This is a genomic window from Lentibacillus sp., from assembly GCF_035301925.1.
In the GTDB taxonomy this organism is placed as follows: Bacteria; Bacillota; Bacilli; order Bacillales; family Amphibacillaceae; genus Lentibacillus.
Map to the genome: position 1 here is coordinate 1 of NZ_DATGTI010000112.1, position 24,586 is coordinate 24,586.

19 protein-coding genes are annotated in these 24,586 nt (G+C 42.3%); 16 read left to right on the forward strand and 3 right to left on the reverse strand.

Annotated features, from left to right (window positions below; genetic code table 11):
* Positions 1 to 347 precede the first annotated feature (347 nt).
* The 3 genes from yidD to plsY form a co-directional block, all read right to left on the reverse strand.
* Positions 348 to 572, reverse strand: a complete 225-nt coding sequence (yidD, locus tag VK080_RS09665) for a membrane protein insertion efficiency factor YidD (protein WP_324224564.1) — start codon at positions 570 to 572, stop codon at positions 348 to 350.
* An 8-nt stretch (positions 573 to 580) separates the two neighbouring features.
* A complete protein-coding gene (folE2, locus tag VK080_RS09670) occupies positions 581 to 1,522 on the reverse strand; it encodes a GTP cyclohydrolase FolE2 (RefSeq protein ID WP_324224565.1) in 942 nt (313 codons plus the stop codon).
* 252 nt (positions 1,523 to 1,774) lie between these two features.
* Positions 1,775 to 2,356: a glycerol-3-phosphate 1-O-acyltransferase PlsY gene (plsY, locus tag VK080_RS09675; RefSeq protein WP_324224566.1), complete on the reverse strand. Its 582-nt coding sequence runs from the start codon at positions 2,354 to 2,356 to the stop codon at positions 1,775 to 1,777.
* Between the two features lie 159 nt (positions 2,357 to 2,515).
* On the opposite strand from plsY, the gene VK080_RS09680 reads away from it, so the two are divergent.
* The 16 genes from VK080_RS09680 to cysK all read left to right on the forward strand — a co-directional run bounded on the left by VK080_RS09680 (position 2,516) and on the right by cysK (position 24,308).
* Positions 2,516 to 3,583, forward strand: coding sequence for an ABC transporter ATP-binding protein (locus VK080_RS09680; protein WP_324224567.1), 1,068 nt, complete (start codon positions 2,516 to 2,518; stop codon positions 3,581 to 3,583).
* Entirely contained in the window at positions 3,583 to 5,109 is a 1,527-nt protein-coding gene (locus VK080_RS09685; protein WP_324224568.1) for an ABC transporter permease/substrate-binding protein, read from the forward strand. Before VK080_RS09680 ends, VK080_RS09685 begins: the two co-directional genes overlap by 1 nt.
* A 14-nt stretch (positions 5,110 to 5,123) precedes the next feature.
* Positions 5,124 to 5,537: a CoA-binding protein gene (locus VK080_RS09690; protein WP_324224569.1), complete on the forward strand. Its 414-nt coding sequence runs from the start codon at positions 5,124 to 5,126 to the stop codon at positions 5,535 to 5,537.
* 194 nt (positions 5,538 to 5,731) lie between these two features.
* Positions 5,732 to 7,684 (forward strand): DNA topoisomerase IV subunit B, encoded by a 1,953-nt coding sequence (gene parE / locus VK080_RS09695; RefSeq protein WP_324224570.1) that lies wholly within the window; start codon positions 5,732 to 5,734, stop codon positions 7,682 to 7,684.
* Between the two features lie 46 nt (positions 7,685 to 7,730).
* Positions 7,731 to 10,172 carry a DNA topoisomerase IV subunit A gene (gene parC / locus VK080_RS09700; protein WP_324224571.1) on the forward strand — a complete coding sequence of 814 codons (2,442 nt, stop codon included), beginning with the start codon at positions 7,731 to 7,733 and terminating at the stop codon, positions 10,170 to 10,172.
* 223 nt (positions 10,173 to 10,395) lie between these two features.
* Entirely contained in the window at positions 10,396 to 11,049 is a 654-nt protein-coding gene (locus VK080_RS09705) for a TetR/AcrR family transcriptional regulator (protein WP_414672237.1), read from the forward strand.
* A 65-nt stretch (positions 11,050 to 11,114) separates the two neighbouring features.
* Positions 11,115 to 12,257, forward strand: a complete 1,143-nt coding sequence (locus tag VK080_RS09710) for an acyl-CoA dehydrogenase family protein (protein ID WP_324224572.1) — start codon at positions 11,115 to 11,117, stop codon at positions 12,255 to 12,257.
* Between the two features lie 93 nt (positions 12,258 to 12,350).
* Positions 12,351 to 13,706: an acetyl-CoA carboxylase biotin carboxylase subunit gene (locus tag VK080_RS09715; RefSeq protein ID WP_324224573.1), complete on the forward strand. Its 1,356-nt coding sequence runs from the start codon at positions 12,351 to 12,353 to the stop codon at positions 13,704 to 13,706.
* A 12-nt stretch (positions 13,707 to 13,718) separates the two neighbouring features.
* Positions 13,719 to 13,931 (forward strand): acetyl-CoA carboxylase biotin carboxyl carrier protein subunit, encoded by a 213-nt coding sequence (locus VK080_RS09720; RefSeq protein ID WP_324224574.1) that lies wholly within the window; start codon positions 13,719 to 13,721, stop codon positions 13,929 to 13,931.
* An 84-nt stretch (positions 13,932 to 14,015) separates the two neighbouring features.
* A complete protein-coding gene (locus VK080_RS09725) occupies positions 14,016 to 14,798 on the forward strand; it encodes an enoyl-CoA hydratase (protein ID WP_324224575.1) in 783 nt (260 codons plus the stop codon).
* Between the two features lie 21 nt (positions 14,799 to 14,819).
* A complete protein-coding gene (locus VK080_RS09730) occupies positions 14,820 to 16,349 on the forward strand; it encodes an acyl-CoA carboxylase subunit beta (protein WP_324224576.1) in 1,530 nt (509 codons plus the stop codon).
* Positions 16,350 to 16,541: 192 nt separating this feature from the next.
* The gene (locus tag VK080_RS09735) at positions 16,542 to 17,009 is read left to right on the forward strand and encodes a CBS domain-containing protein (protein WP_324224577.1); all 468 of its coding nucleotides are present in this window, start codon (positions 16,542 to 16,544) and stop codon (positions 17,007 to 17,009) included.
* A gap of 89 nt (positions 17,010 to 17,098) precedes the next feature.
* A complete protein-coding gene (locus VK080_RS09740; protein ID WP_324224582.1) occupies positions 17,099 to 20,734 on the forward strand; it encodes a dynamin family protein in 3,636 nt (1,211 codons plus the stop codon).
* Entirely contained in the window at positions 20,731 to 21,603 is an 873-nt protein-coding gene (locus VK080_RS09745) for a 5'-3' exonuclease (protein ID WP_324224578.1), read from the forward strand. Before VK080_RS09740 ends, VK080_RS09745 begins: the two co-directional genes overlap by 4 nt.
* A gap of 452 nt (positions 21,604 to 22,055) precedes the next feature.
* A complete protein-coding gene (locus VK080_RS09750) occupies positions 22,056 to 23,372 on the forward strand; it encodes a D-serine ammonia-lyase (protein WP_324224579.1) in 1,317 nt (438 codons plus the stop codon).
* A 15-nt stretch (positions 23,373 to 23,387) separates the two neighbouring features.
* On the forward strand, positions 23,388 to 24,308 hold the full coding sequence (cysK, locus tag VK080_RS09755; protein ID WP_324224580.1) for a cysteine synthase A: 921 nt from the start codon (positions 23,388 to 23,390) through the stop codon (positions 24,306 to 24,308).
* The last annotated feature ends 278 nt before the right edge of the window (positions 24,309 to 24,586 follow it).

Sequence of the window (24,586 nt, forward strand, 5' to 3'; positions counted from 1 at the left end):
GATACATCGCACGAAGAAAAAGTGTTTTCCTTTTTCGAGGACGTTGCGAATTTAGCCTTTGTTCTTTATCAAGCGGAGAAACGCGCTCCGCTGAATGAAGTTTCACTTTTCCCCGGATATAATGGTCAGTAATCCGCCAGAAAACGGCGGCCAACTGACCTTAAATCGCCGATTCGGTTCAACTAACATTCAGCAGAGAAACGCGTTCCACTGAATGAAGTTTCACTTTTCCCCGGATATAATGGTCAGTAATCCGCCAGAAAACGGCGGCCAACTGACCTTAAATCCCCGATTCTGTTCAACTAACATTCAGCGGAGAAACGCGCTCCGCTGAATGAAGTTTCACTTTATTTTTCCCGTTTTTCCGGTACCAGATCAACGCCTCCCGGATGAAAGGGATGGCACTTGCTGATTCGCCTGATGGTCAGATAGCCGCCTTTAAGGAAACCGAAGCGCCGAAAAGCCTCCAGACCATATTCCGAACATGTTGGAAAAAATCGGCATGTTGGCGGTTTAAATGGGCTGATAGCTTTTCGGTAGAATTTTATCAGGCCAATAAAGATATATTTCATATCACTATTTACCCTTCCTGTGGTTCATCCTGTAACTTATCGTACGTTATCGATGCTACAGCATCATGCATGTGAATCGATTCCTCGTTACGGCAATGAACATTGAACCAAGTGACAAACGACATTTCGTATAAATCCGCTGCAACAAGCCGTGCCAGATCCTCAACAAAACGAGGGTTCTCATACGCATGTTCAGTGACCATTTTTTCATCAGGCCGTTTTAAAACAGGGTGCAATCTGGCACTGGCATTGCTTTCTGCAGCTTCAAGCAGCCATTCTTTCCAATCCGTTTCCTCCTCGTCAAAGTCTTCGGCCAATGCGACAGTCATGGTCACCTCACCGCGCTGATTATGGGCACTGTACTCACTGATTTCTTTCGAGCACGGACAAAGTGTTGTGATCAGCGAAGATAGGGAGGTTTCGATTGTGTAGCCTGTTTCCGCATCATAGTTCACACGGATTGTAATGTCTGCATGGTTCATGCCGGAAAGGTCTGATTGTGGTCCCCGCCGTTCATAAAACCACGGAAATTGCACCTTGATTTCGGCATCTTTTTGATCCAGGCGTTCGGCCAGCTCTTTTGTGAATGTTTTAAGTGTCTTCAGGTCAATAGCATAGCCTTTTTGATGAAATTCCTGCAGCTGTTCTGTGAAACGGCTCATATTCGTACCTTTGCTGGATTTTTTGATGCTTGATGAAAATTCAAAGGTACCAATCGTCGTTTGTCTTTTCGGTTCCAGATGACTTGTGATGGTGATTGGATGTTTCACATTGGAAATTCCGACGGCATCAAGATCAAATAGAAAGTCTTTTTTTGTATTTTGTATATCAGCCATTTTGCTTTTTTCACTTGGTTTAGTTCTGGGACCGGGCTCGACAGAACCAAATAGTTTATGACGTTGGGCTTTATCCGGTAACTGTTTCTTAGCAATTGTTCTAGCTTTATCCATAACGATCTGTGACCCCTTCCGATAGTAACTGTTACGTTCATAGTATACTAAAGAATATAATAATGATTCAATTTATCGGCTTTATCCCGCATGTAACGGACAGTAAATACCAAAAAATGGGGATAACTGTCCATAAATGTCCGATTCTGTTCGGGCCTGCACGACGCAGGTCATAAGGTGTTCGTTATGGTTCCCGAGAATTCAGCCTTTTCGGTACCGGGAAAGAAAACCCAGCGATCGAAGGTTACCATGCTACATCCATGTAATTTTCGGTTCAGTTTTATTTTTAATCCGTTTAATATTCTCCCGGTGTCGGTAAAACACAAAAATCGTTAATGCTGCTGTTACAATCACCAGACCCCAATCCCGGAAAATGATAGAAACAATAATGGCAATTATCCCGGTGACCATGGATGACAGGGAAACATATTTGGAAATGTATAATGTAACAAGAAATGACATCACCATGACAGCAAATAGAACAGGGTTAATGCCTAAAATGATTCCTCCTGATGTTGCAACGGCTTTTCCGCCATTGAATTTTGCAAATAACGGATACGTATGGCCCAGGACAGCAAACAAACCTACTCCAAGCCGGAATACGTCCACATCCAAAAACAAAGGAAGTGCCGTTGCCAGCGTACCTTTTAGGATATCGGCCAATACGACAATAATACCTGCTTTCACTCCTAGAATTCTGAAAGTATTTGTAGCGCCAAGGTTGCCGCTTCCGTGCTCCCGGATATCAATATTGTAACCGAGCTTTCCGACCATGACGCCTGAGGGGATGGATCCCAATAAATATGCGATAACAGCAAATACTAAAAATTCCATAGTGTTTCCCACTTTCCAGTTCATAATTGACTCTGTCCTATTTTACCATGAAGTGATGATTCAAAGAACCTTTATTGTTTGTAATACGGAAAAATGATTTTTAAAATGGTTACAAACGGTAGTGTATAAAAATAGAAAATTCTATAAAGGGAGCAGTGTATGATTAAATTCAGTGATGTCAAGAAAGTATATTCTGATGGGACAGAGGCAGTTAATGATTTTTCATTGACCATTAATAATGGGGAATTAATGACGTTAATCGGTCCGAGCGGCTGTGGAAAGACGACATCCATGAAAATGATTAATCGGTTGATTAAACCGACAGCAGGAACGATATATCTAAATGATACGAATGTTGAAGACTATAACATTCACGAATTGCGTTGGAATATTGGTTATGTTCTTCAGAAAATTGCTTTATTTCCACATATGACGATAGAAGAAAATATTGCGGTTGTACCGGAAATGAAAAAGTGGAAGCGAAAAACTATACGCAATAGAAGCCATGAGTTGCTTGATATGGTTGGGCTTGATCCATCCATATACAGTCAGCGCCGGCCAAGTGAACTGTCGGGAGGAGAACAGCAGCGGATTGGGGTCATACGGGCATTGGCTGCTGATCCGGATATTATTTTGATGGACGAGCCATTCAGTGCTCTTGATCCGATCAGCCGTGAACAATTACAGCATGATATCATGCAGCTGCAAAAAGAAATCAGAAAAACGATTTGTTTTGTTACACACGATATGGACGAAGCACTTGCTCTTGGGGATCGTGTCTGTCTCATGAAAGAAGGTCGAATCATTCAAGTTGACCCGCCACAGGAACTTATTTTAAATCCTGCATCGGAGTTTGTAAAAGAATTTATCGGCGAACGTAAATCACCGTGGCAAACTGCTGTCGATGTGATTGCGGATCAGACAAAATCACAAATTATCACGAAATCGGCGTATGCCCATAACAAATATCCGAATCAAGGGACTTTTATCATCAAAGATCATGATAACACGTTCGCGGGGATGGTAGCAGATGGACAAAATCAGGAGAAATGCATCGTTTTGGAAAATGATTTGCCGCTCAGCAAGGCAATAGATATCATGCAAGACAAAAATCAGCAACTATATCCGGTGCTGAAAAGTGAACAGCTTGTCGGTACGCTGACTTATAAGGATATTGTAACATATTTAAAGCGTGAAACAGCTTCCAAAGACGGAGTGATCCGTTAATGGGCGAATTTATTTCCGTTTTTCAAAACAGACAGGACATGCTGCTTGAGACCATTTGGGAACATTTGCAAGTGTCAATGCTGTCATTGATTATCGCCATCATGATTGCAGTGCCATTGGGGCTTTTATTAACTAGATTTCCACGTGTTGCCGAGCCTATTATTGGTTTATCTGCAGTCACGCAAACAATCCCCAGTCTGGCCGTTTTGGCTTTCCTGATACCCTTCTTTGGCATCGGTACAACACCTGCCATTATCGCATTGACAATATATGGGCTATTACCCATTTTGAGAAACACATACACTGGGATTGAAGAGGTGGAACCTGCGTTGAAAGAGGCAGCAACAGGTATGGGGATGAATTCATGCAAACGGTTAACCAAAGTGGAGCTGCCGATTGCCATGCCTGTCATTATGGCAGGGATTCGGACCTCGATGGTACTGATAGTGGGAACAACGACGATTGCCGCATTAATTGGTGCCGGCGGACTGGGCAAACTTATCCTGTTGGGGATTGACCGTGGAGCCGATTTGAACCTTATCTTGCTTGGAGCGATTCCTGCAGCATTATTAGCGATTTTACTGGATTTCATTTTACGGGGATTTGAACGCGTTTCAAGACGGGCTGGATTTAAATCGTTAACAGCTATGCTTATCATAGCAGTTTTAATTGTTGCAGGACCGTTTTTCATTTCCCCAGCAAAACAGGCTGATTTGACCATTGGCGGGAAACTTGGTTCCGAACCGGCTATCTTGATCAATATGTATAAGCTCCTGATTGAAGAAGAAACGGATTTGACGGTTGAACTTGAATCGGGATTGGGAAAAACCGCCTTTGTATTCAGTGCCCTCAAAAATGGCAGTATCGATATTTATCCTGAATTTACCGGTACAGCGATTGTCACGCATTTGGAACAGGAAACAGACAGCAATGAAAAAAGTGATGTCTATGAGCAGGCAAGGCAGGGTATGGAAGAACAATATGGTATGGTTATGTTAGAACCGATGACTTTCAACAACACGTATGCTGTCGCAACAACACAAGAATTGGCACAAGAGCATCATCTTGACACAATCGGTGATCTGAGGAAGGTTGAAAATGACATCACGGCTGGTTTCACACTGGAATTTAAAGATCGGTATGATGGTTATGTTGGGATGCAGGACATTTATAACTTGGACATTGCCGACGTTCAAACGATGGAACCCGGAATTCGTCAGGAAGCATTGGCAAATGGGGAGGTCGATGTCATCGATGCATATGCAACAGACAGTTACATGGTTGACATGGATCTGACGATACTCGATGACCCCAAAAATCTATTTCCGCCATACCAAGGCGCCCCGCTCATGCGCCAGGATACACTGGATAAATATCCGGAACTGGAAGACACGCTGAATCAGCTTGGTGGTAAAATAACGGATGATGAGATGCGGCAGATGAATTATGAGGTTGAATATGAAGACAGGGATCCGGTTGATGTTGCACGTGATTATTTGGAGAATGAAGGTTTGATTGACAACTGAAGGAGGTATGCCGAATGGCGTGGGAAAATCCATCAAATGAGGCAATAAAGGAGATTTTGGAATCAGCAAACACAATTGCTGTTGTTGGTCTGTCTGATAACCCTGAACGGACATCCTATCAAATCTCAAAGATCATGCAGGAACAAGGGTATAAAATTATTCCGGTAAATCCTAAAGTTGAAAAAGTTTTAGGCGAAAAAGCATACGATTCCCTGACCGAGGTAGAGGAAGCTATTGATATTATCAACGTCTTCCGCCGATCTGAATTCCTGCCAGAGATCGCAAAAGAAGCAGCAGAAACTGATTGCCGTGTCTTTTGGGCGCAGCAAGGGCTTGTCAGTCAGGAAGCATATGATTATTTGCAAAAACGGGGTTTTACAGTCATGATGGATATGTGTATCAAGGTTGCACATTCTGTTCTTGTTTAACAATCAGCTGAATGGCCTTCGCAGGTCATTCTTTTTTGTTTTTTTAAAAAAAATTATAGTATACTAATAGAAGCAGTTAGCCGCCGTAAACCGATTTTACGGTAATATATTTTACATATGCAAACATTTGTTCTATAATTGGTATAATAATGTAAAACATGTATCCTAGGAAAGAAAGAGAGGAGTCGGGCTGCATGGTTAAAGAGTCTTTACAATATACGGATGATTCGATTCAAGTCTTGGAAGGGCTTGATGCGGTTAGAAAAAGACCAGGAATGTACATTGGCAGCACTGATCAGCGCGGGCTGCACCACTTGGTCTTTGAAATTGTCGATAATGCTGTTGATGAAGCTTTAGCAGGGTACGGGTCGGTCATTAAAGTGATCATCCACCAGGATAATAGTATTTCGGTGGAGGATTCAGGAAGAGGAATTCCCACAGGCGTTCATTCCAGTGGCAAGCCGACAACAGAAGTCATTTTTACTGTATTGCACGCAGGGGGAAAATTTGGACAGGGCGGCTATAAAACAAGCGGCGGTTTGCACGGGGTAGGTGCTTCAGTCGTCAATGGCCTGTCTGAATGGCTGGACGTGACCATTTTTCGTGATGGGCAGAAATACCATCAGCGATTTGAACATGGCGGAAAGGCTGCCGGTCCGCTTGAAAAAATAAGTAAAACAAATAAAAGTGGAACGGTTATTCATTTTAAACCGGATTCCGCCATTTTTTCGACGACCGTCTATAATTTTGAGACGTTATCCGAACGGTTACGTGAAGCAGCATTTTTGTTAAAAGGGTTAAAGATCGAGTTAATCGACGAACGGAACGAAATAAAAGAAGAATACCAATTTCCGGACGGACTGGAATCGTTTGTTGCGTATCTGAATGAAGAAAAAGATACGCTGCACCCGGTTGTTTCGTTTGAAGGGGAACAGCAGGGAATTGAAGTTGACTTTGCATTCCAGTTCAATGACGGATTTGTTGAAAATATCCTTTCATTTGTGAACCATGTCCGGACAAGAGATGGCGGTACTCATGAATCAGGTGCACGCACTGCGATCACCCGTGTTTTTAACGATTACGCCAGGAAGCATGCATACTTGAAAGATAAGGATAAAAATTTGGAAGGATCAGATATACGGGAAGGCTTTACAGCTATTGTATCAGTTCGTATTCCCGAAGAAATGCTGCAGTTTGAGGGGCAGACAAAGGATAAGCTTGGGACCCCAGAAGCCCGCTCTGTTGTGGATTCTGTTGTATCTGAAAAATTGTCTTACTTCCTGGAAGAGAATCCGGATACTACCGGAATGCTGATTCGGAAAGCAATTAAGGCTAAAGAAGCACGTGAAGCAGCGCGAAAAGCAAGAGAAGAATCCAGATCGGGGAAAAAGAAGAAGCGAAAAGATTCATTATTGAGCGGGAAACTGACACCGGCTCAATCGAAAAATCCGAAAAAGAATGAGCTTTATCTAGTTGAAGGTGATTCCGCCGGCGGTTCGGCCAAGCAGGGACGTGACCGTAAATTCCAGGCCATTTTGCCATTACGCGGAAAAGTTATCAATACCGAAAAAGCTAAGATCCAGGACATTTTTAAGAATGAAGAGATTTCCACAATCATTCATACGATCGGTGCAGGGGTTGGCAGCGATTTTGACTTAAAAGATGCACAGTACGATAAGATTGTCATCATGACCGATGCTGACACGGACGGTGCACATATTCAGGTACTGCTTTTGACCTTTTTTTACCGGTATATGCGTCCGCTCGTTGAAGCAGGCATGGTTTATATTGCTTTGCCGCCGCTTTATAAAATAACGAAAGGGAAAGGCAAAAAAGAAAAAACCGTTTATGCATGGAATGATGATGAAATGAAAAAAACCATTGATGAGTTCAAAAATGGTTATATTATTCAGCGCTATAAAGGTCTTGGTGAGATGAACGCTGACCAGCTGTGGGAAACAACGATGGATCCGGAAACAAGAACACTGATCAGGGTTACGATCGAGGATCTTGCCCGCGCTGAACGACGGGTGACAACATTAATGGGTGACAAAGTGGAACCACGAAGAAAATGGATTGAAGGCCACGTTGAATTTGGGTTGGCGGAAGATGCCAATATATTGGAAAATGATAGAATTCATTCATAACAGATATAGCAAAAAACCAGGCAACGTAAAATAGAGGGGGATTGGTTTGGCACAAGCTGATAACTATTTGGATCTTCCACTCGAAGAAGTTCTTGGTGACCGTTTTGGAAGATACAGTAAATATATTATTCAGGAACGAGCGCTCCCGGATGTCCGGGATGGCTTAAAACCTGTTCAGCGCAGGATTTTATATGCTATGAACGAGGAAAAAAATACACATGATAAACCATTCCGTAAATCAGCCAAAACGGTTGGTACGGTTATCGGAAATTATCATCCGCATGGGGATAGTTCAGTCTATGAAGCAATGGTACGGTTAAGTCAGGATTGGAAGGTACGCAGCGGTCTTGTTGAAATGCACGGAAATAATGGAAGTATTGATGGGGATCCGCCTGCAGCTATGCGTTATACCGAAGCAAGGCTCTCAAGTATTGCTTCTGAAATGCTGCGTGATATTGGGAAAGAAACAGTCGATTTCATCCCCAATTTTGATGATACCATCTACGAACCGGTTGTACTGCCGGCGAAATTCCCGAACTTACTTGTCAATGGTTCGACCGGAATTTCAGCGGGATATGCAACTGATATACCACCGCATAACCTGGCGGAAGTCATTGATGCTGTTGTTATGAAGATTGACAAACCATCAGTTACGGTTGATAAATTAATGGAGGTCATGCGTGGCCCCGACTTTCCTACGGGCGGAATCATTCAGGGGATTGATGGCATACGGAAGGCTTATGAAACCGGTAAAGGCAAGATTGTCGTCCGGGGTAGAGCAACTATTGAAAATATCCGTGGCGGTCGGCAGCAGATTGTGATCGATGAAATTCCGTATGATGTCAATAAAGCAAGTATGGTCAAGAAAATTGATGAATTGAGGATTGACCGTAAAGTTGAAGGGATTGCTGAAGTCAGGGATGAAACCGACCGGACCGGTCTGCGTGTCGTGATTGAACTGAAAAAAGAGGCCGACAGTGAAGGTATTTTAAATTACTTATATAAAAATACTGATCTGCAAGTGACATATCATTTCAACATGGTCGCGATTCAGAATAAAACGCCCAAGCTTTTGTCGTTACCGCAAATACTCGACTCTTATATTGAACACCAGAAGGAAGTTGTGACAAGGCAGTCGGTATTTGATTTGAATAAGGCAAAAGACCGTTCCCACATTGTCGAAGGTCTGATTAAAGCCGTTTCCATTTTGGATCAATTGATTGCCACCATCCGTTCATCAAAGGATAAACAAGATGCTAAAAAACGCATTATAGCTGAATACGGATTTTCGGAGGCACAGGCAGAAGCAATTGTCATGCTTCAATTATACAGGCTGACAAATACGGATATCACGTCACTGGAACAAGAAGCAGAAGAATTGAGAAAACGGATTAATGAATTGGAAATTTTACTGTCAAGTGAGAAAAAACTTTTGCAGCAGGTTAAAAATGAGTTAAGACGATTAAAGAAGTCCTTTTCCGATAAACGAAAAACGGTTATAGAAAAAGATATTGAAGCGTTAACGTTTGACATTGAAGTGACTGTCCCAAGTGAAGATGTTGTTGTATCAGCAACAAAAGACGGGTATATCAAACGCACGAGCATTCGTTCGTATGGTGCATCCAACGGAGAAGACCCCGGTATTAAAGAAGATGACCATTTCGTTGGTCTGTTTGAGTTGAATACGACGGACCATATTCTTTTGTTTACGAACAAAGGAAAATATATTTACCTTCCAATACATGAATTGCCGGATATCAGGTGGAAAGATATTGGACAGCATATATCCAATCTTGTCACTATCGGCAAAGATGAACGTATTATCCAAAGCATTCCGGTGCGCACATTCGAAAATGGACAATATCTTGTCTTTTTCACCAGAAATGGGATGGTTAAGAAAAGCGAATTGTCCTTGTATAAGGCACAGCGTTATTCGAAAGCATTGATTGCCCTCAATCTCAAAGATGATGATGAAGTGATTGATGTATTTCAAACAAACGGACACTGTGATATATTCATTGCCTCCAATACAGGGTATGGCTTGTGGTATCACGAATCGGAAATATCGGCTGTTGGGCAGCGTGCAGCAGGTGTCAAGGCAATCAAGCTGAAAGAAGATGAATATGTTGTCAATGGACAAGTATTTGATAAGCTGGCTGAGCCGTCTATCGTGGCCGTAACCCAGCGGGGTGCCGCCAAGCGGATGAAGCTGAGCGTATTTGAAAAATCGAGCCGGGCTAAGCGTGGATTGATCATGCTGCGGGAGTTAAAAACGAAACCCCATCGCCTGAAAGGACTATATACTGTAAGTGACAACGATACAATCTATTTCAGAACAAACAGGAATGAAATACACAGTATATTCCCGATTGAATTGTCAGTCAGTGATCGTTACAGCAATGGCTCGTTCGTTATCGACAGTGATAACCAGGGTGAGGTAACGGAAGTATGGAAAGCGCCGGTCTATGATAAACCTTTTGAGGCATAACCTTATTGCAGCAGGCAGTTTCCGTATCCTAAACTGTCTGCTTTATTTTATTCAAATCTGTTTTTACCCCGCATGTATCAGAGAGTAATCCCCCATAAAACAGGGGATAACTGTTTGTAAATGCCCGATTCGGCTCAACTAACATTCAGCAGAGAAAACCGCTCCGCTGAATGAAGTTTCGCTTTATGTTTTCAGAAAAATATGATATAATGGCGTTATACGGCTGAAGGGAGGGTTTAGAACGGATTTACGCAAAAAGATTATAGAAGAAGCATTGATTTTATTTGACAAGCACGGATTTCATGGTGTCACAGTCAATCAGATTGTTGATAAGACAGGAACATCTAAGGGCGGTTTTTATCACCACTTCACTTCCAAAGATGAGTTGTTGTATGTCATTCATGATGAATTCATTACATATGCATTGGAAAAAGCAACGATTGCTAATGATACGTATACAGAGCCGGTCAAGCAGCTGCAGGCAATCATCAAAGACTTTGTTAAAACATTTGATCTTTATAAATCTCACATTTCGGTTTTTTATCAGGAGAATATTTATTTGAAGCCTGAATATGAGATACGGATTAAGAAAAAACGGGATCAGTTTAAACAAATCATGATAAATGTTTTGTGGGAAGGCAAAAAAGCCGGTGAATTCCGGAATGATCTGTCAGTGGAAATCACGACGATGGCAATCCTGGGAATGGTGAACTGGACATACAAATGGTATAAACAATCCGGATCGAAATCGATTGATGAGATTAGTTCGATTTATGTTGATTTAATTTTACGGGCTGTTTTGAAAACGGATTCAATATCAGCGGATACGTACAGTAACTTACTGCTGAATACCGTCAAGAAGGATTTTAGCATATAGCATAAATTTTTTTGAGCAACACAGACCAACCAGTCGGTCTTGACGAGGTTACAAGGGGGATTGACATGAATTTCGAATTGAGTAAAGAACAGACAATGATACAGAAAATGGTACGGGATTTTGCTGAAGAAGTCATCCGGCCAAGAGCCATAGACATTGATCAAAAAGCAGTGTTTCCGCGTGATATATTCGAACAGATGGGGGAATTGGGTATATTGGGCATTCCATTTCCCGAAAAGTACGGCGGTTCAGGGGGTGACACCCTCTCCTATGCGATTGCGGTGGAAGAGATCGGAAGAGTGTGCGGAAGCACGGGGTTGAGCTTTGCGGCAACCGTCTCGCTTGGAGCAAGTCCAATCTATTATTTTGGGACAGAAGCTCAGAAAGAGAAGTTTCTGGTGCCAATGGCAAAAGGAAAAGCGCTGGGATCGTTTGGTCTGACAGAGCCCAATGCCGGCTCAGACGCTGGTGGAACGAAAACAACAGCAGTGGAGGATGGCAATGATTATGTTATAAATGGTGAAAAATGCTTTATTACCAATGCCAGTTATGCAGAAACGATTATTGTTACTGCTGTTACCGGAAAAAATGAACGTGGAAAAAATATTATTTCTGCCATCATTGTCCCGACAGATACGCAAGGTCTGATCATTACCAGCAACTATGACAAGATGGGTGTGCGCGGTTCTGATACGGCTGAAATCGTGTTGGATGATGTCCGGGTACCGAAAGAAAACCTGCTAGGGGATCCACAAAAAGGATTCAACCAATTTTTATATACCTTGGACGGCGGGAGAATTTCAATAGCAGCATTAGGACTGGGAATTGCGCAAGGGTCATTGGATAAAGCGCTTGCTTATGCTAAAGAACGCAAACAATTCGGTAAACCGCTATCCAACTTCCAGGCAATTCAGTTCAAGCTTGCGGACATGTCAATGGAAGTTGAGCTTGCCCGAAATATGATTTACAAAGCGGCTTGGCTGAAAGATCAGGATAAACCGTTTTCAAAAGAAGCGGCATATGCCAAACTGTATGCGACTGAAACGGCATTCCGCGCAGCCAATCAAGCTATCCAGATTCACGGAGGATACGGCTATATGCGTGAATATGAGGTAGAAAGATATTTGCGCGATGCGAAATTGCTTGAGATTGGAGAAGGCACATCCGAAGTGCAGCGAATGGTTATCGCAAGGCAATTGGGATGCTGAAAATAGAATCGTATCAGAAAGCAGGGTAAAAACTGAATGATGACAAGATCATTTAACAATATAGTTGAGAAAGTAAGACACTAGGGGGATTTGATGATTAGGAAAATATTGATTGCCAACAGAGGTGAGATTGCAGCACGAATCATTCGTACATGTAAAAACATGGGGATTGAAACCGTGGCCGTTTATTCAGAAGCTGATCAAAAAGCACCGTTTGTATCGATGGCTGATGAAAGTTTTTTACTGGGACCACCGCGTGTTCAGGATAGCTATCTGAACATCGCAAAGATCATTTCGATTGCCAAAAAAGCTGGTGTTGATGCCATTCATCCTGGATACGGCTTTTTAAGCGAGAACAGTGAGTTTGTCGAAAAATGTGAGCAGGCCGGTATTCGGTTTATCGGCCCCTCTGCTGGTGTGATGGAAAAAATGGGGAGTAAAATTGCTGCCAGAAAAGCGATGGAAGAAGCGGGAGTTCCTGTCGTTCCGGGTACAAACGGAGCTGTCCGATCGTCTGATGAAGCGATTGAAATGGCCCGTGAAATAGGTTATCCGATTATGCTTAAAGCTTCAGCTGGCGGTGGTGGCATTGGCATGCAGGTCGTCAATTCTGATGAGGAGCTGACGAAAGCGTTTGAGAGCAATTCGAAACGTGCCCGGACTTTCTTTGGTGACGGTGCGATGTTTATGGAGAAAAAATTGGTTCATGCACGGCATATTGAAATACAGCTGCTGGCCGATAACCATGGAAATGTCATTCACTTGTTCGAACGGGAGTGTTCAATCCAGCGGCGCAACCAAAAAGTGGTGGAGGAAGCCCCGTCACCATTCATATCCGATAAAACGCGCGTGAAGATGGGGAACACGGCTGTAAAAGCGGCTAAGGCACTCGGGTATACCAGTGCTGGAACAATTGAATTTTTGGTCGACGAACAGGAAAACTTCTATTTTCTGGAGATGAACACACGGATTCAGGTGGAACATCCGGTAACGGAGGAAATTACCGGATTGGATATTGTCGAACAGCAAATCCTTGTCGCAGCAGGAAAAGAACTTTCCATTAGCCAAAAAGATGTCAAAATGGATGGGCATGCGATTGAAGTTCGGATTTACGCCGAGGATCCAGAAACCTTTTTCCCATCCCCGGGTCACATTTCTGCATTTGAACTGCCAAAGGGTAAAAATATCCGCAATGAAGTGGCCGTTACTGAAAATGATGATGTCACACCATACTATGATCCGATGATCGGTAAACTGATTGTAAAAGGATCTGACCGTTATGAAGCAATTGCCCTGTTAAAAGAAGCGCTATTAACCTATAAAGTCGAAGGGATTAAAACAAATATCCCAATGCTGAAAAAAGTTGCTGACCATGAGCAATTTAAAATGGGGAACACCACGACAGCATTTGTTGAAACATTTTACTTGCCCATAACCAAAACAAACTAGGAGGTCGTTAACATGACAGAAGTTAAAGCATCAATGGCAGGAAGTGTATGGAAAATAACAGTTGCTGAAGGAGACAGCGTGGAGGCTGACCAGGATATTGTGATCCTTGAGTCCATGAAGATGGAAATTCCGATTGCAGCTGAAACGAATGGCAGTGTTAAAGAAATTAAGGTAGCAGAAGGCGATTTTGTCAATGAAGGGGACGTCATAGCGATCATTGAATGATTTTGCATTTCCAGTCCCTTCTCAGGGTTTGGAGCACCTGTTAATGTGAACTTTCAGCCTGGTAAAATCGAAAGGAGGATGATCGTGACATCACTTATAGACTTTGACATTAAAGATGATTCCATTGCTGTCTTAACACTGAATCGACCGGAAGCGATGAATGCCTTGTCAAAGGGTTTGCTTGATGAATTAAATGAGTATGTCCGAAAGATTAATGCAGACAATTCACTCCGATGCACCATCATAACCGGTTCAGGCGAAAAAGCTTTTTGTGCCGGTGCAGATCTCAAAGAACGAAAAGGTATGACGGAAGAGCAGGTAATCGAGGCTGTTCACTATATTGGCAGCACTGCCAGAAATATTGAAAATATGAAAATGCCTGTTATCGCAGCCATTAATGGCGCCGCTTTCGGGGGAGGACTGGAACTGGCGTTGGCATGTGATATGAGAATTGCTGCTGACCATGCGAAACTGGGACTTACTGAAACGTCTTTGGCTATTATTCCGGGAGCTGGCGGAACACAGCGGCTTCCCCGACTAATCGGTCCAGGACAGGCTAAACGGCTCATTTTTACGGCAAAGCGCATAACCGCTGAAGAAGCTTTGAACTTAGGTATGGCGGAGCAGGTGACATCATCGGATAACTTGCTGCAGAAAGCTATAGAAACAGCACAAGCAATTATTAAAAATGGCCCTGTTGCACTGCGTCAGGCAAAAACAGCCATCAATCAAGGTCTTCAGACGGATATGACGACCGGATTATCGATTGAGCATTTATGCTATAAAGAAACCGTGTCAACTGATGATCGGCTTGAAGGACTGCATGCGTTTAAAGAAAAACGAAATCCTGTCTACAAGGGAAAGTAATCAAAACAGGGAGGAAGAAATATGACCTATACTGAAGATTTGCAGCAGCGCGTGGAAAAAATTAAACAAGGCGGACAGGAAAAGTATCACAAAAAAAATAAAGAAAAAGGGAAATTGTTTGTACGCAAACGTCTTGAGCTGTTGTTTGATGAGGATATTGATATTGAAGATGCTTTTTTCGCTAATTGTATGGAGGACAGCCTACCATCAGATGGCGTTGTGACAGGAATTGGCCGAGTCAATGGACAGGAAGTATGTGTGATGGCAAATGACTCTACTGTGAAAGCTGGCTCCTGGGGGAAACGGACTGTTGAAAAGATTATCCGTATTCAGGAAACGGCCGCAAAATTGGAGATTCCAATGCTTTATCTTGTGGATTCTGCTGGTGCACGCATTACGGATCAGGTTGAAATGTTCCCTGGCCGCCGTGGGGCAGGCCGTATTTTTCATAATCAGATTAAATTGTCAGGCCGGGTGCCGCAAGTTTGCCTGCTTTTTGGTCCATCAGCAGCTGGTGGTGCGTACATCCCGGCATTCTGTGACATCGTTGTCATGGTCGACGGCAATGCCTCTATGTATCTGGGATCGCCACGAATGGCTGAAAAAGTAATCGGTGAAAAAGTGAGCCTCGAGGAAATGGGTGGTGCCAACATGCATTGTTCCGTTTCCGGCGTTGGTGATGTGCTGGTGAAATCTGAAGAGGAGGCCATCACATACACACGCGATTATCTTGATTACTTTCCTGCTAATTTCCGAAATAAGCCATCAAAGAAAGAACCTAAAGAAGTCAAAACCTTTGAAAAGCCGATAAAGGATATCATTCCGGAAAATCAAAATGCGCCATTCAACATGTTTGATTTGATTAACCGGCTTATTGATGAAAACAGCTTTTGTGAGGTCAAAAAGAAATTTGCCCCGGAACTGATCACCGGACTGGCTAGAATGAACGGTGCATCAGTAGGGATCATTGCTAACCAGCCGCGAATGAAAGGCGGTGTGCTGTTTCCGGATTCCGCGGATAAAGCTGCCAAGTTTATTCAATTATGTGATGCGTTCAATATACCACTGTTATTCCTGATGGATATTCCCGGATTCATGATTGGAACTAAAGTGGAGCAGGCAGGAATTATCCGCCATGGTGCCAAGATGCTGGCAGCGATGAGTGAGGCAACCGTACCCAAAATTTCTGTCGTTGTTCGCAAAGCATATGGTGCCGGACTTTATGCGATGGCCGGTCCGGCTTTTGAACCTGATGCTTGTCTCGCGCTCCCGACAGCGCAAATTGCCGTCATGGGTCCGGAAGCAGCGGTGAATGCCGTATATGCTAATAAAATAGCTGAATTACCGGAGGAAGAACGGCCTGCATTTGTAAAAGAAAAACAGGAAGAATATAAAGATAATATTGATATTTACCGCTTAGCTTCAGAAATGGTTGTCGACGCTATTGTTGATCCGGATATGTTAAGAACTGAACTGATTAAACGATATAAGCTATATGAAACAAAAAACATCGAGTTCACAGAACGTAAACATGGTGTATATCCTGTATAGTATCACGACCCTTGGTATGCAATATGATGCCAAGGGTTTATTAATTAACCATAATTATATTATGTAAACTAATGTATTGTTACGCTGATAATACCGGAATGTGATACGATAAATATGGATACAATTATAAGCATGATTGCCTGATTTGACATTCATAAAGTCAGGCACATCAATAAACGATGGGGTGACAGCATGAAAATAAAAGACTTCATGATTACCGATGTGATTTCGGTGCAAAAAGATATGAAAATAAAAGAACTGTTAAAAATAATGGTTAAACAACAAATTGGCGGTGTACCCGTTATTGATGAAAATGATCGTTTGATCGGGATGATCAGTGACGGAGATGTTATCCGTTATTTTCAGCCAAGTGGCCGGACCATTTACGATGTATTTTCCATGGTGTTTATCAGTGAAAAAGAAGAGCTGAGGCATAAAATAGAAACCAGTATCGAACACCAGTCAGCAGAAATCATGAAGAAAAATGTATATACCGTTCATCCTGAAGATGAAATTGAAGAAGCGTTATCGATACTATCACGTTATCATTTCAAAAAAATCCCGGTTACCGATGATTCATACAGGGTAGTTGGTGTTATCAGCCGCGGGGATATTATGCGGTCGATCTATAATAAAGTCATTGCCGAATCTGATAATTGAATTTCGATCTGTCAGATGTCGACGCAGGCAATGGTGCTTTGCTATAATACGATCATAAGTGCTTGTATGGAAAGGAAACGAAGAGCGTGATGATAACAGAAGCAAAACAATCGCGAATCACTCGACAGCATTTGGCAAGCCTTTATCAGTTGATGCTTGAAAATGGTGATACAAAAAGTGCCGAAAAGCTGCTGCAAATCTCTGAAAAATGGCTTAAAGGGGAATTTATGATCAGTTTCACTGGTCATTTTTCTGCTGGAAAATCATCAATGATCAATCACCTTTTGGAAAAATCGATTTTACCTAAAAGTCCAATCCCAACCAGTGCAAATGTCGTTAAAATAAAGTCGGGAAAAGGGATAGCACGTGTATTGACGGATGAAGGAACGATATTTGAATATGAAGAACCATATGATATTGACGTGATAAAGGAATATGCCAAAAGTAAAGTCAGTATAAAAGAAATTGAGATAAACACAAAAGAGCCCATTTTACCTGCTGAGTCTGTCATGATTGATACACCCGGAATTGATGCGGCGGATGATGCGGATCGTCTGATTACTGAATCATCGCTGCATCTTGTGGATGTCCTGTTCTATGTTATGGATTACAACCATGTTCAATCAGAGGTTAACTTGCATTTCTTAAAAAAGGTACAGGATCATGCGATACCTGTATATATCATCATTAATCAGATTGACAAACATGATGAACAGGAATTGACCTTCGATGATTTCTCAGGAAAAATTAAACAAACGTTTGATCAATGGGATATATTTCCGGAGATAATCTATTATTCTTCTTTAATCGACCGTTATACGCCACACAATCAGATAGACGATGTTAAAAAGAAATTATTTTCATTGCTGAACACAGAAAGAGAAGCATTATTAAATATCGACAGGTCCATCGATCAGGTTGTCAGCGAACACAAAGACTATTTGCTGCAAGTCTATGAAAACGAATCAGCAGACTTAAAAGCTCATGGTGCAGAGCATCCAACAGATACTGCTGCCCGATTAGATGAACTGAATGCTGAAATAGCATGTATAAAAAACATACCGGATAAAATGGAAGACGATTTTCGTAAAGAAGTAAACACAACGCTGAAAAACGCTTACCTGATGCCTGCAAAATTGCGTGATTTGGCATACTCATATCTGGAATCACAGCAGCGGGATTTCAGAGTCGGTCTATTTGCTTCAAAGAAAAAAACAGAAGATGAGCGTCAAAAACGTGAGACTGATTTTTTAAACAGCTTACAGCAAACGATTGAAACGTCGATTCAATGGAGACTCCGTGACAAATTGCTGAATTTGCTGCAAGCATATGAACTTTATAATCAGGATTTATCACAGCAAATCCAAAATATTTCGATTGCCTACGACGCTGATTCGCTTCAAGCATTGATCAACCCGGGTGCAACGGTGAATGGGGATTATGTCCTGCATTATACCGATGATGTCAGCCATGATGTGAAACGAAAATACAAACAGGAAGTGTTAAAACTGTGGGACTCGATTCACGATGAAATATCCGGAAAAATAGCAGATGAGTTGTCCCAGTATGAGTCTGAACGTGATGAGCTGTCACACATCTATGAACAGTACGAGATGAATGAAAGGCTGAAAAACGACCTGGAGGAGAAAAAACGTAAAGTGGATGACGCGTTAACAGATCCAAAAGCGGAACCGGAAGATTGGCGTTTGATTGAAGAAACATTGGCGTCAAACGATGCATTGGTCAAACACTTGGAATCACTTCCTGTTCAGCAGCCAAATGAGTCTGTTACCGATGATCAGGACAACCAAACGGCTACAAAACCAGCATATCCGGTTCATCATATTTTAAAAGACTTGGAAAAAACGATTGAAACAATATCAGACTTTACTGGATTTCAATCCATCATAGGTGACTTGAAACGGAAATATGACCGGCTGAGTAATCGGACCTACACCATCGCTTTATTCGGAGCATTCAGTGCCGGAAAATCATCATTGGCCAATGCTTTAATCGGCGAACATGTTTTGCCATCAGCACCAAACCCAACGACAGCGGTCATTAATCGCATCCATCCAGTCACAGAAGAAAAAGGGCATGGCACGGTTATCATTAAAATGAAAGATGAAGCAACACTCGTTAATGATTTGAGGGCGTTGGTTCATCAGTTCACGCCTGAAGCAAACAGTTTTGCTGAATTACTGAATTGGATCAGTAAACATAACATTCATCAGAGTGGCTGGTTGCCAAAAACGCATCAGGCCTATTTGACTGCCATTTTGGATGGCTACCATTACAGCAAAAAGAACATTGGGCGTGAAATGACAGTGGGGCTGAATGAATTTGCTGCTTTTGTTACCGAGGAAACAGTAGCCTGTTATCTTGAATCAGTGGATCTCTATTATGATTGCTCCTTGACAAGGGAAGGGATAACACTGGTCGATACGCCTGGAGCTGATTCGATCAATGCCAGACATACTAATGTTGCATTTGACTATATCAAACATGCTGATGCCATTCTATATGTCACCTATTACAATCATGCTTTTTCACGGGCAGATAAAGATTTCTTGATGCAGCTAGGCAGGGTAAAAGATTCCTTTCAGCTGGATAAAATGTTTTTTATCATGAATGCTTCCGATCTTGCGGAGAACGAAGCAGAAGTTCAGATGGTGCAACAATATATTCAAGAACAGTTGACATCTTTAGGTATCCGTTTTCCGCGACTGTTTCCGATTTCAAGCAAACAATCGCTTGAAGAAAAACAACGCAATAAAAAACTGAACGAGCAGATGAAAGCTTTTGAGGATGCCTTTGACTATTTTATTCATCAGGAATTGGCTTCCATTACTATTCGCTCAGCTGTCAGGGATATTCAGCGGGCAAGACAGGCGATGCGTCATTATCTGGACTCAATAAAAATGAATGCAGCGGAAAAAGAACACGCCCGTACAGAATTAATCGAAAAACAGACTTCCCTGAAAAAGCTGGCCGAAAAAATCGATACTGATTTATACGAACAGAAAATCAGCCAGAAACTGGAAAAGCAGTTATATTATGTGCTTGAACGCCTGTCGATCCGGTTTCATGATTTATTTAAAGAAACATTTAACCCTGCGACAATAACCGGTTCAGGCAAAAAAGCCCAACAGCAATTGAAAAATAGTTTCGAAAACCTTCTTGACTATGCTGGCTATGAACTATTACAGGAATTACGAGCGGTCTCCTTGCGCATCGAATCGTTCATTTACGATTTGAAACAAGAGGTTTATTTTGAGTATACAAACAAGAGCAGCCAGATAGATACAACCTTTTTACTGCCTGATTTTGAAGAATCGGAATTGACGACGCCTGAATATGAACAGGCATTTTCAAATCTGAATGCACAAACATTCGATAAAGAATTGAAACAATTTAACGGGACAAAGGCATTTTTTGCTAAAAATCAAAAGGAATCGATGAAAGAAAATCTATTTGAACGTTTATACCCTTTTGCAGATCAATATATTACTGAAAACGGCAAAACGATGCACACTCACTATACGCGTCAATGGCATGACATGATGGATGCCATGAAACAATTTATTGTGCAGCATGCTGAAAACTATATTGATCATCAATTACGAATGATAAGCGATCAGTCGATTGATCTGGGAACGTTAAGTCAAAAACACGACACGCTCACACAGATTTTAACGAACTATGAGGAGTTGAACCGATCATGACGGAAAAACAGCATAAGATCATGCTGGTAGATGGAATGGCTCTGCTTTTCCGCGGATTTTTTGCAACAGCATTCAGGGGAAATTTCATGAAAACGCGTGATGGGATCCCGACCAATGGTGTCTATCAATTTATGCGATACTTTCTTGATGCAGCAGACAGGTTCAAACCGACGCATGTTATTTGCTGCTGGGACATGGGGAGTAAGACATTCCGGACGGATTTATATGATGGCTATAAGGCCAATCGTTTGGATCCGCCTGAAGAGCTGATTCCACAATTTGATCTTGTCAAGGAAGTTGTGGAAGCTTTTGACATTCCAAATATCGGTTTGGAAAACTTTGAGGCAGATGACTGTATTGGCACACTGGCAAGACAATATGCGGCCGTTCATGACGTCCTGATTTTAACCGGTGATCAGGACATTTTACAGCTAGTTGATGATCGCATTCGTGTAGCAATTATGCGTAAAGGGATCGGGAACTATGAAATGTTTGAAAAGGATACATTTGTCAGCCAAAAGGGCATTCTACCAGGGCAAATGGTTGACTTGAAAGGATTAATGGGCGATACCTCGGATAATTATCCTGGCGTGCGGGGAATTGGCGAAAAAACAGCACTAAAATTGATACAGGAATATGAAACAATCGATCAAATACTTGATCATATTGACCATTTGCCAAAGGGTATTCAAAAGAAAATCAGGGAAAACATAGACATGCTTTATTTATCAAGGGAACTGGCTCAAATTAAATGTGATATCCCGATCAAATGTGCATTGGATGATGCAGCATGGCTCTACGATAAACGCATTGTGGAAGATAAATTTACCGATTTGGAATTTGGGAATTTAATAAAGTTGGTCAATTAAATGAGAAAATAGAATGTGTTTGTTTTTCACATGTTTTTTTAAGCAGATTATTGAATCAGCAGTTGACTCGTAGACTCTTCACGACGAGTGAGCCTGAGTCCCCCGCAGACATACCATTCAGCTGTCTTGTCCAGGACGCCGTGTCGATAATAATAATTTGCTGTTTGATAATAGTGAATATTCAATAAAGTTTGCCCGCCGGCGCATACAGACCAGCGGGCTATTGTTCCATTTAAGGTAAATGGTTTGGGTTGGTCTGTGTTACTTTCATTGGAGTGCAAAAATCAGCCGAAACAGCTCCAACCGAATTGTATGGTACGGAGATTATCAGAGGCGGCGAGGGATGTTTAAGTGACGGTTATTTGAAAAATCCGGAAAAAAATTGCTTTAGATTGGTGTCATGATAATCCGGATGCAGGGGATGATAAAATACAACCGATGAAAAGAAGGTGATGACAATCGTTTTTACACAACAGGAAATCAGTAACTGGACAAATCAGTATCCAATACTGAAGGATATCATTGCTTTAAACCCTGTTTTTTGGATAAATCCGAATCTTAATAAAATCAATGAGACGGCATCACTGCCATTTACACGCGATGATATAGAGGAAGCCGAATCACTCTGGCATCGCTTTGCCCCAATGTTGGAAAATGAATTCCCCGAAACACGCGATACAAATGGTATCATCGAATCACCTTTAAAAATTGTCAGCAGTATGAGAAAAGAACATTTACCCGAAATGGCTGGTGAGCTTTATCTGAAATGTGATCATGAACTGCCGATTGCCGGTTCTATCAAAGCGAGGGGAGGTATTTACGAAGTGCTGCAGTATGCGGAAAAACTGGCACTTGACGCGGGAATGGTGCATAGAGATGATGATTATGAGGTATTTTCAACCAGCAGATTTAAAGAATTTTTCAGTCAGTATTCGATTGGTGTCGGATCAACTGGCAATCTGGGCCTGAGCATCGGCATCATCAGTGCCAAACTTGGCTTCAATGTTTCCGTATACATGTCCACTGACGCTAAACAATGGAAGAAGGATTTGCTGCGTGAAAAAGGTGCTGAGGTACTGGAATTTGAGGGAGATTTCAGTGAAGCCATCTCTGCCGGCAGGGAGCAGACCATCGCGGATGCCAATGGTTATTTCGTTGATGATGAAGATTCGAGTCATCTATTTTTAGGCTATAGTGTTGCTGCGCTCAGACTGGAACAACAGTTGAAGCAGAAAGACATTCAAGTAGATGCCGATCATCCATTATTTGTTTATCTTCCGTGTGGGGTTGGCGGCTCACCGGGCGGTATTACATTTGGCTTGAAGCAAGTTTTCGGTGACCATGTCCATTGTTTTTTTGCCGAACCGACCCATTCGCCGTCTGTATTGATTGGTCTTGTGACAGGGGAGATGGATCGGATCAGTGTCCAGGACTTTGGTATCGATAATCGGACGGAAGCGGATGGATTGGCTGTCGGACGCCCTTCTCAATTTGCGACAGCCATCAGCGGTCAATTGGTGAGTGGCATCTACACACTTGAGGATGATGAGCTATATCGATTGCTGGCAAATCTTGCTGACAGTGAAGGAATTTATTTGGAACCGTCGGCAACAGCTGGACTTACCGGCCCTGAGCGGATATATCCGTATATACGGAAAAATAATATCGATGTCAGCAATGCTGCACATATCGCTTGGGCAACTGGCGGTTCACTTGTACCTGAAAAAGATATGAAATTGTTTTATAATAAGGGAAAGCGTTTGAGATAGGAAGGTTGTTTTATTATGAAAGTGGCCCAAAACATGGCAGAGTTAATCGGGGAAACACCGGTTGTTCAATTGCACCATGTGGTTCCGGAAAGTGCAGCTGATCTCTTTTTGAAACTCGAATCGTTTAACCCGAGTAAAAGTGTCAAAGACCGGGCGGCGTACAGCATGATTAAAATGGCAGAAGAAGAAGGTGTACTGAAACCAGGTGCGACGATTATTGAACCAACAAGCGGCAATACCGGGATCGGCTTGGCGATGACTGCGGCTGCGAAAGGTTATCGGGCTATTATGGTGATGCCGGACAACAGCACTCAGGAACGCCGGAATATTTTGCGGGCATATGGAGCAGAAGTCGTGTTAACCCCAAGTGAAGACAAGATGCCGGGCGCAATCAAAAAAGCGAATGAATTAAACAAGGCAATACCAAACAGCTTTATCCCACAGCAATTTGAAAATCAAGCTAATCCGGATATCCACCGGACAACGACTGCTCTGGAAATTTATGAGCAGATGAATGGGGAACTGGATTCATTTGTGGCAACTGCAGGGACCGGTGGAACGATTACTGGAACCGGAGAAGTATTAAAAGAAAAATTACCTGATTTGCATATTGCAGTTGCTGAACCAAAAGGATCTCCGGTATTGTCAGGCGGAAAGCCAGGTTCGCATAAATTAGTCGGAACCAGTCCTGGGTTTGTACCAGATATACTAAATACATCCATTTATGATGAGATTTTCCAAATTGACGATGAAGACGCTGTCGATATGTTTAAGACACTTCCACGTAAAGAAGGGATCTTCATCGGCTTATCTGGCGCCGCGGCAGTGTTTGCAGCGGTAAAAGTTGCCAAACGACTTGGGAGAGGCAAAAAGGTGTTATGTATGGCACCTGATACAGGCGAACGTTATTTAAGTATGAATCTATTTGATGGATGAATGAACAGTTTTGCAAGCTGTTCATTCATCAGATTTTTAGTTGTTCCAATGCCAATAATAAACCCGCGGCAATCCCCAATAAAGCCAATAATCTTGTATGAGATAGCCACCGACAAAAAGGATCATCTGCCAATCAAGCTGTTTCATTCATTTACTCCTTTCGTCACACGCTTCTTCATGATTCTATTCTCATATGAACCTGTCTAAGAACCGTGTAAAGGGCATCTGTCACAGTCTTTTCTCCAGATGCATACTGTATTGAATGAAGTATGATTCAG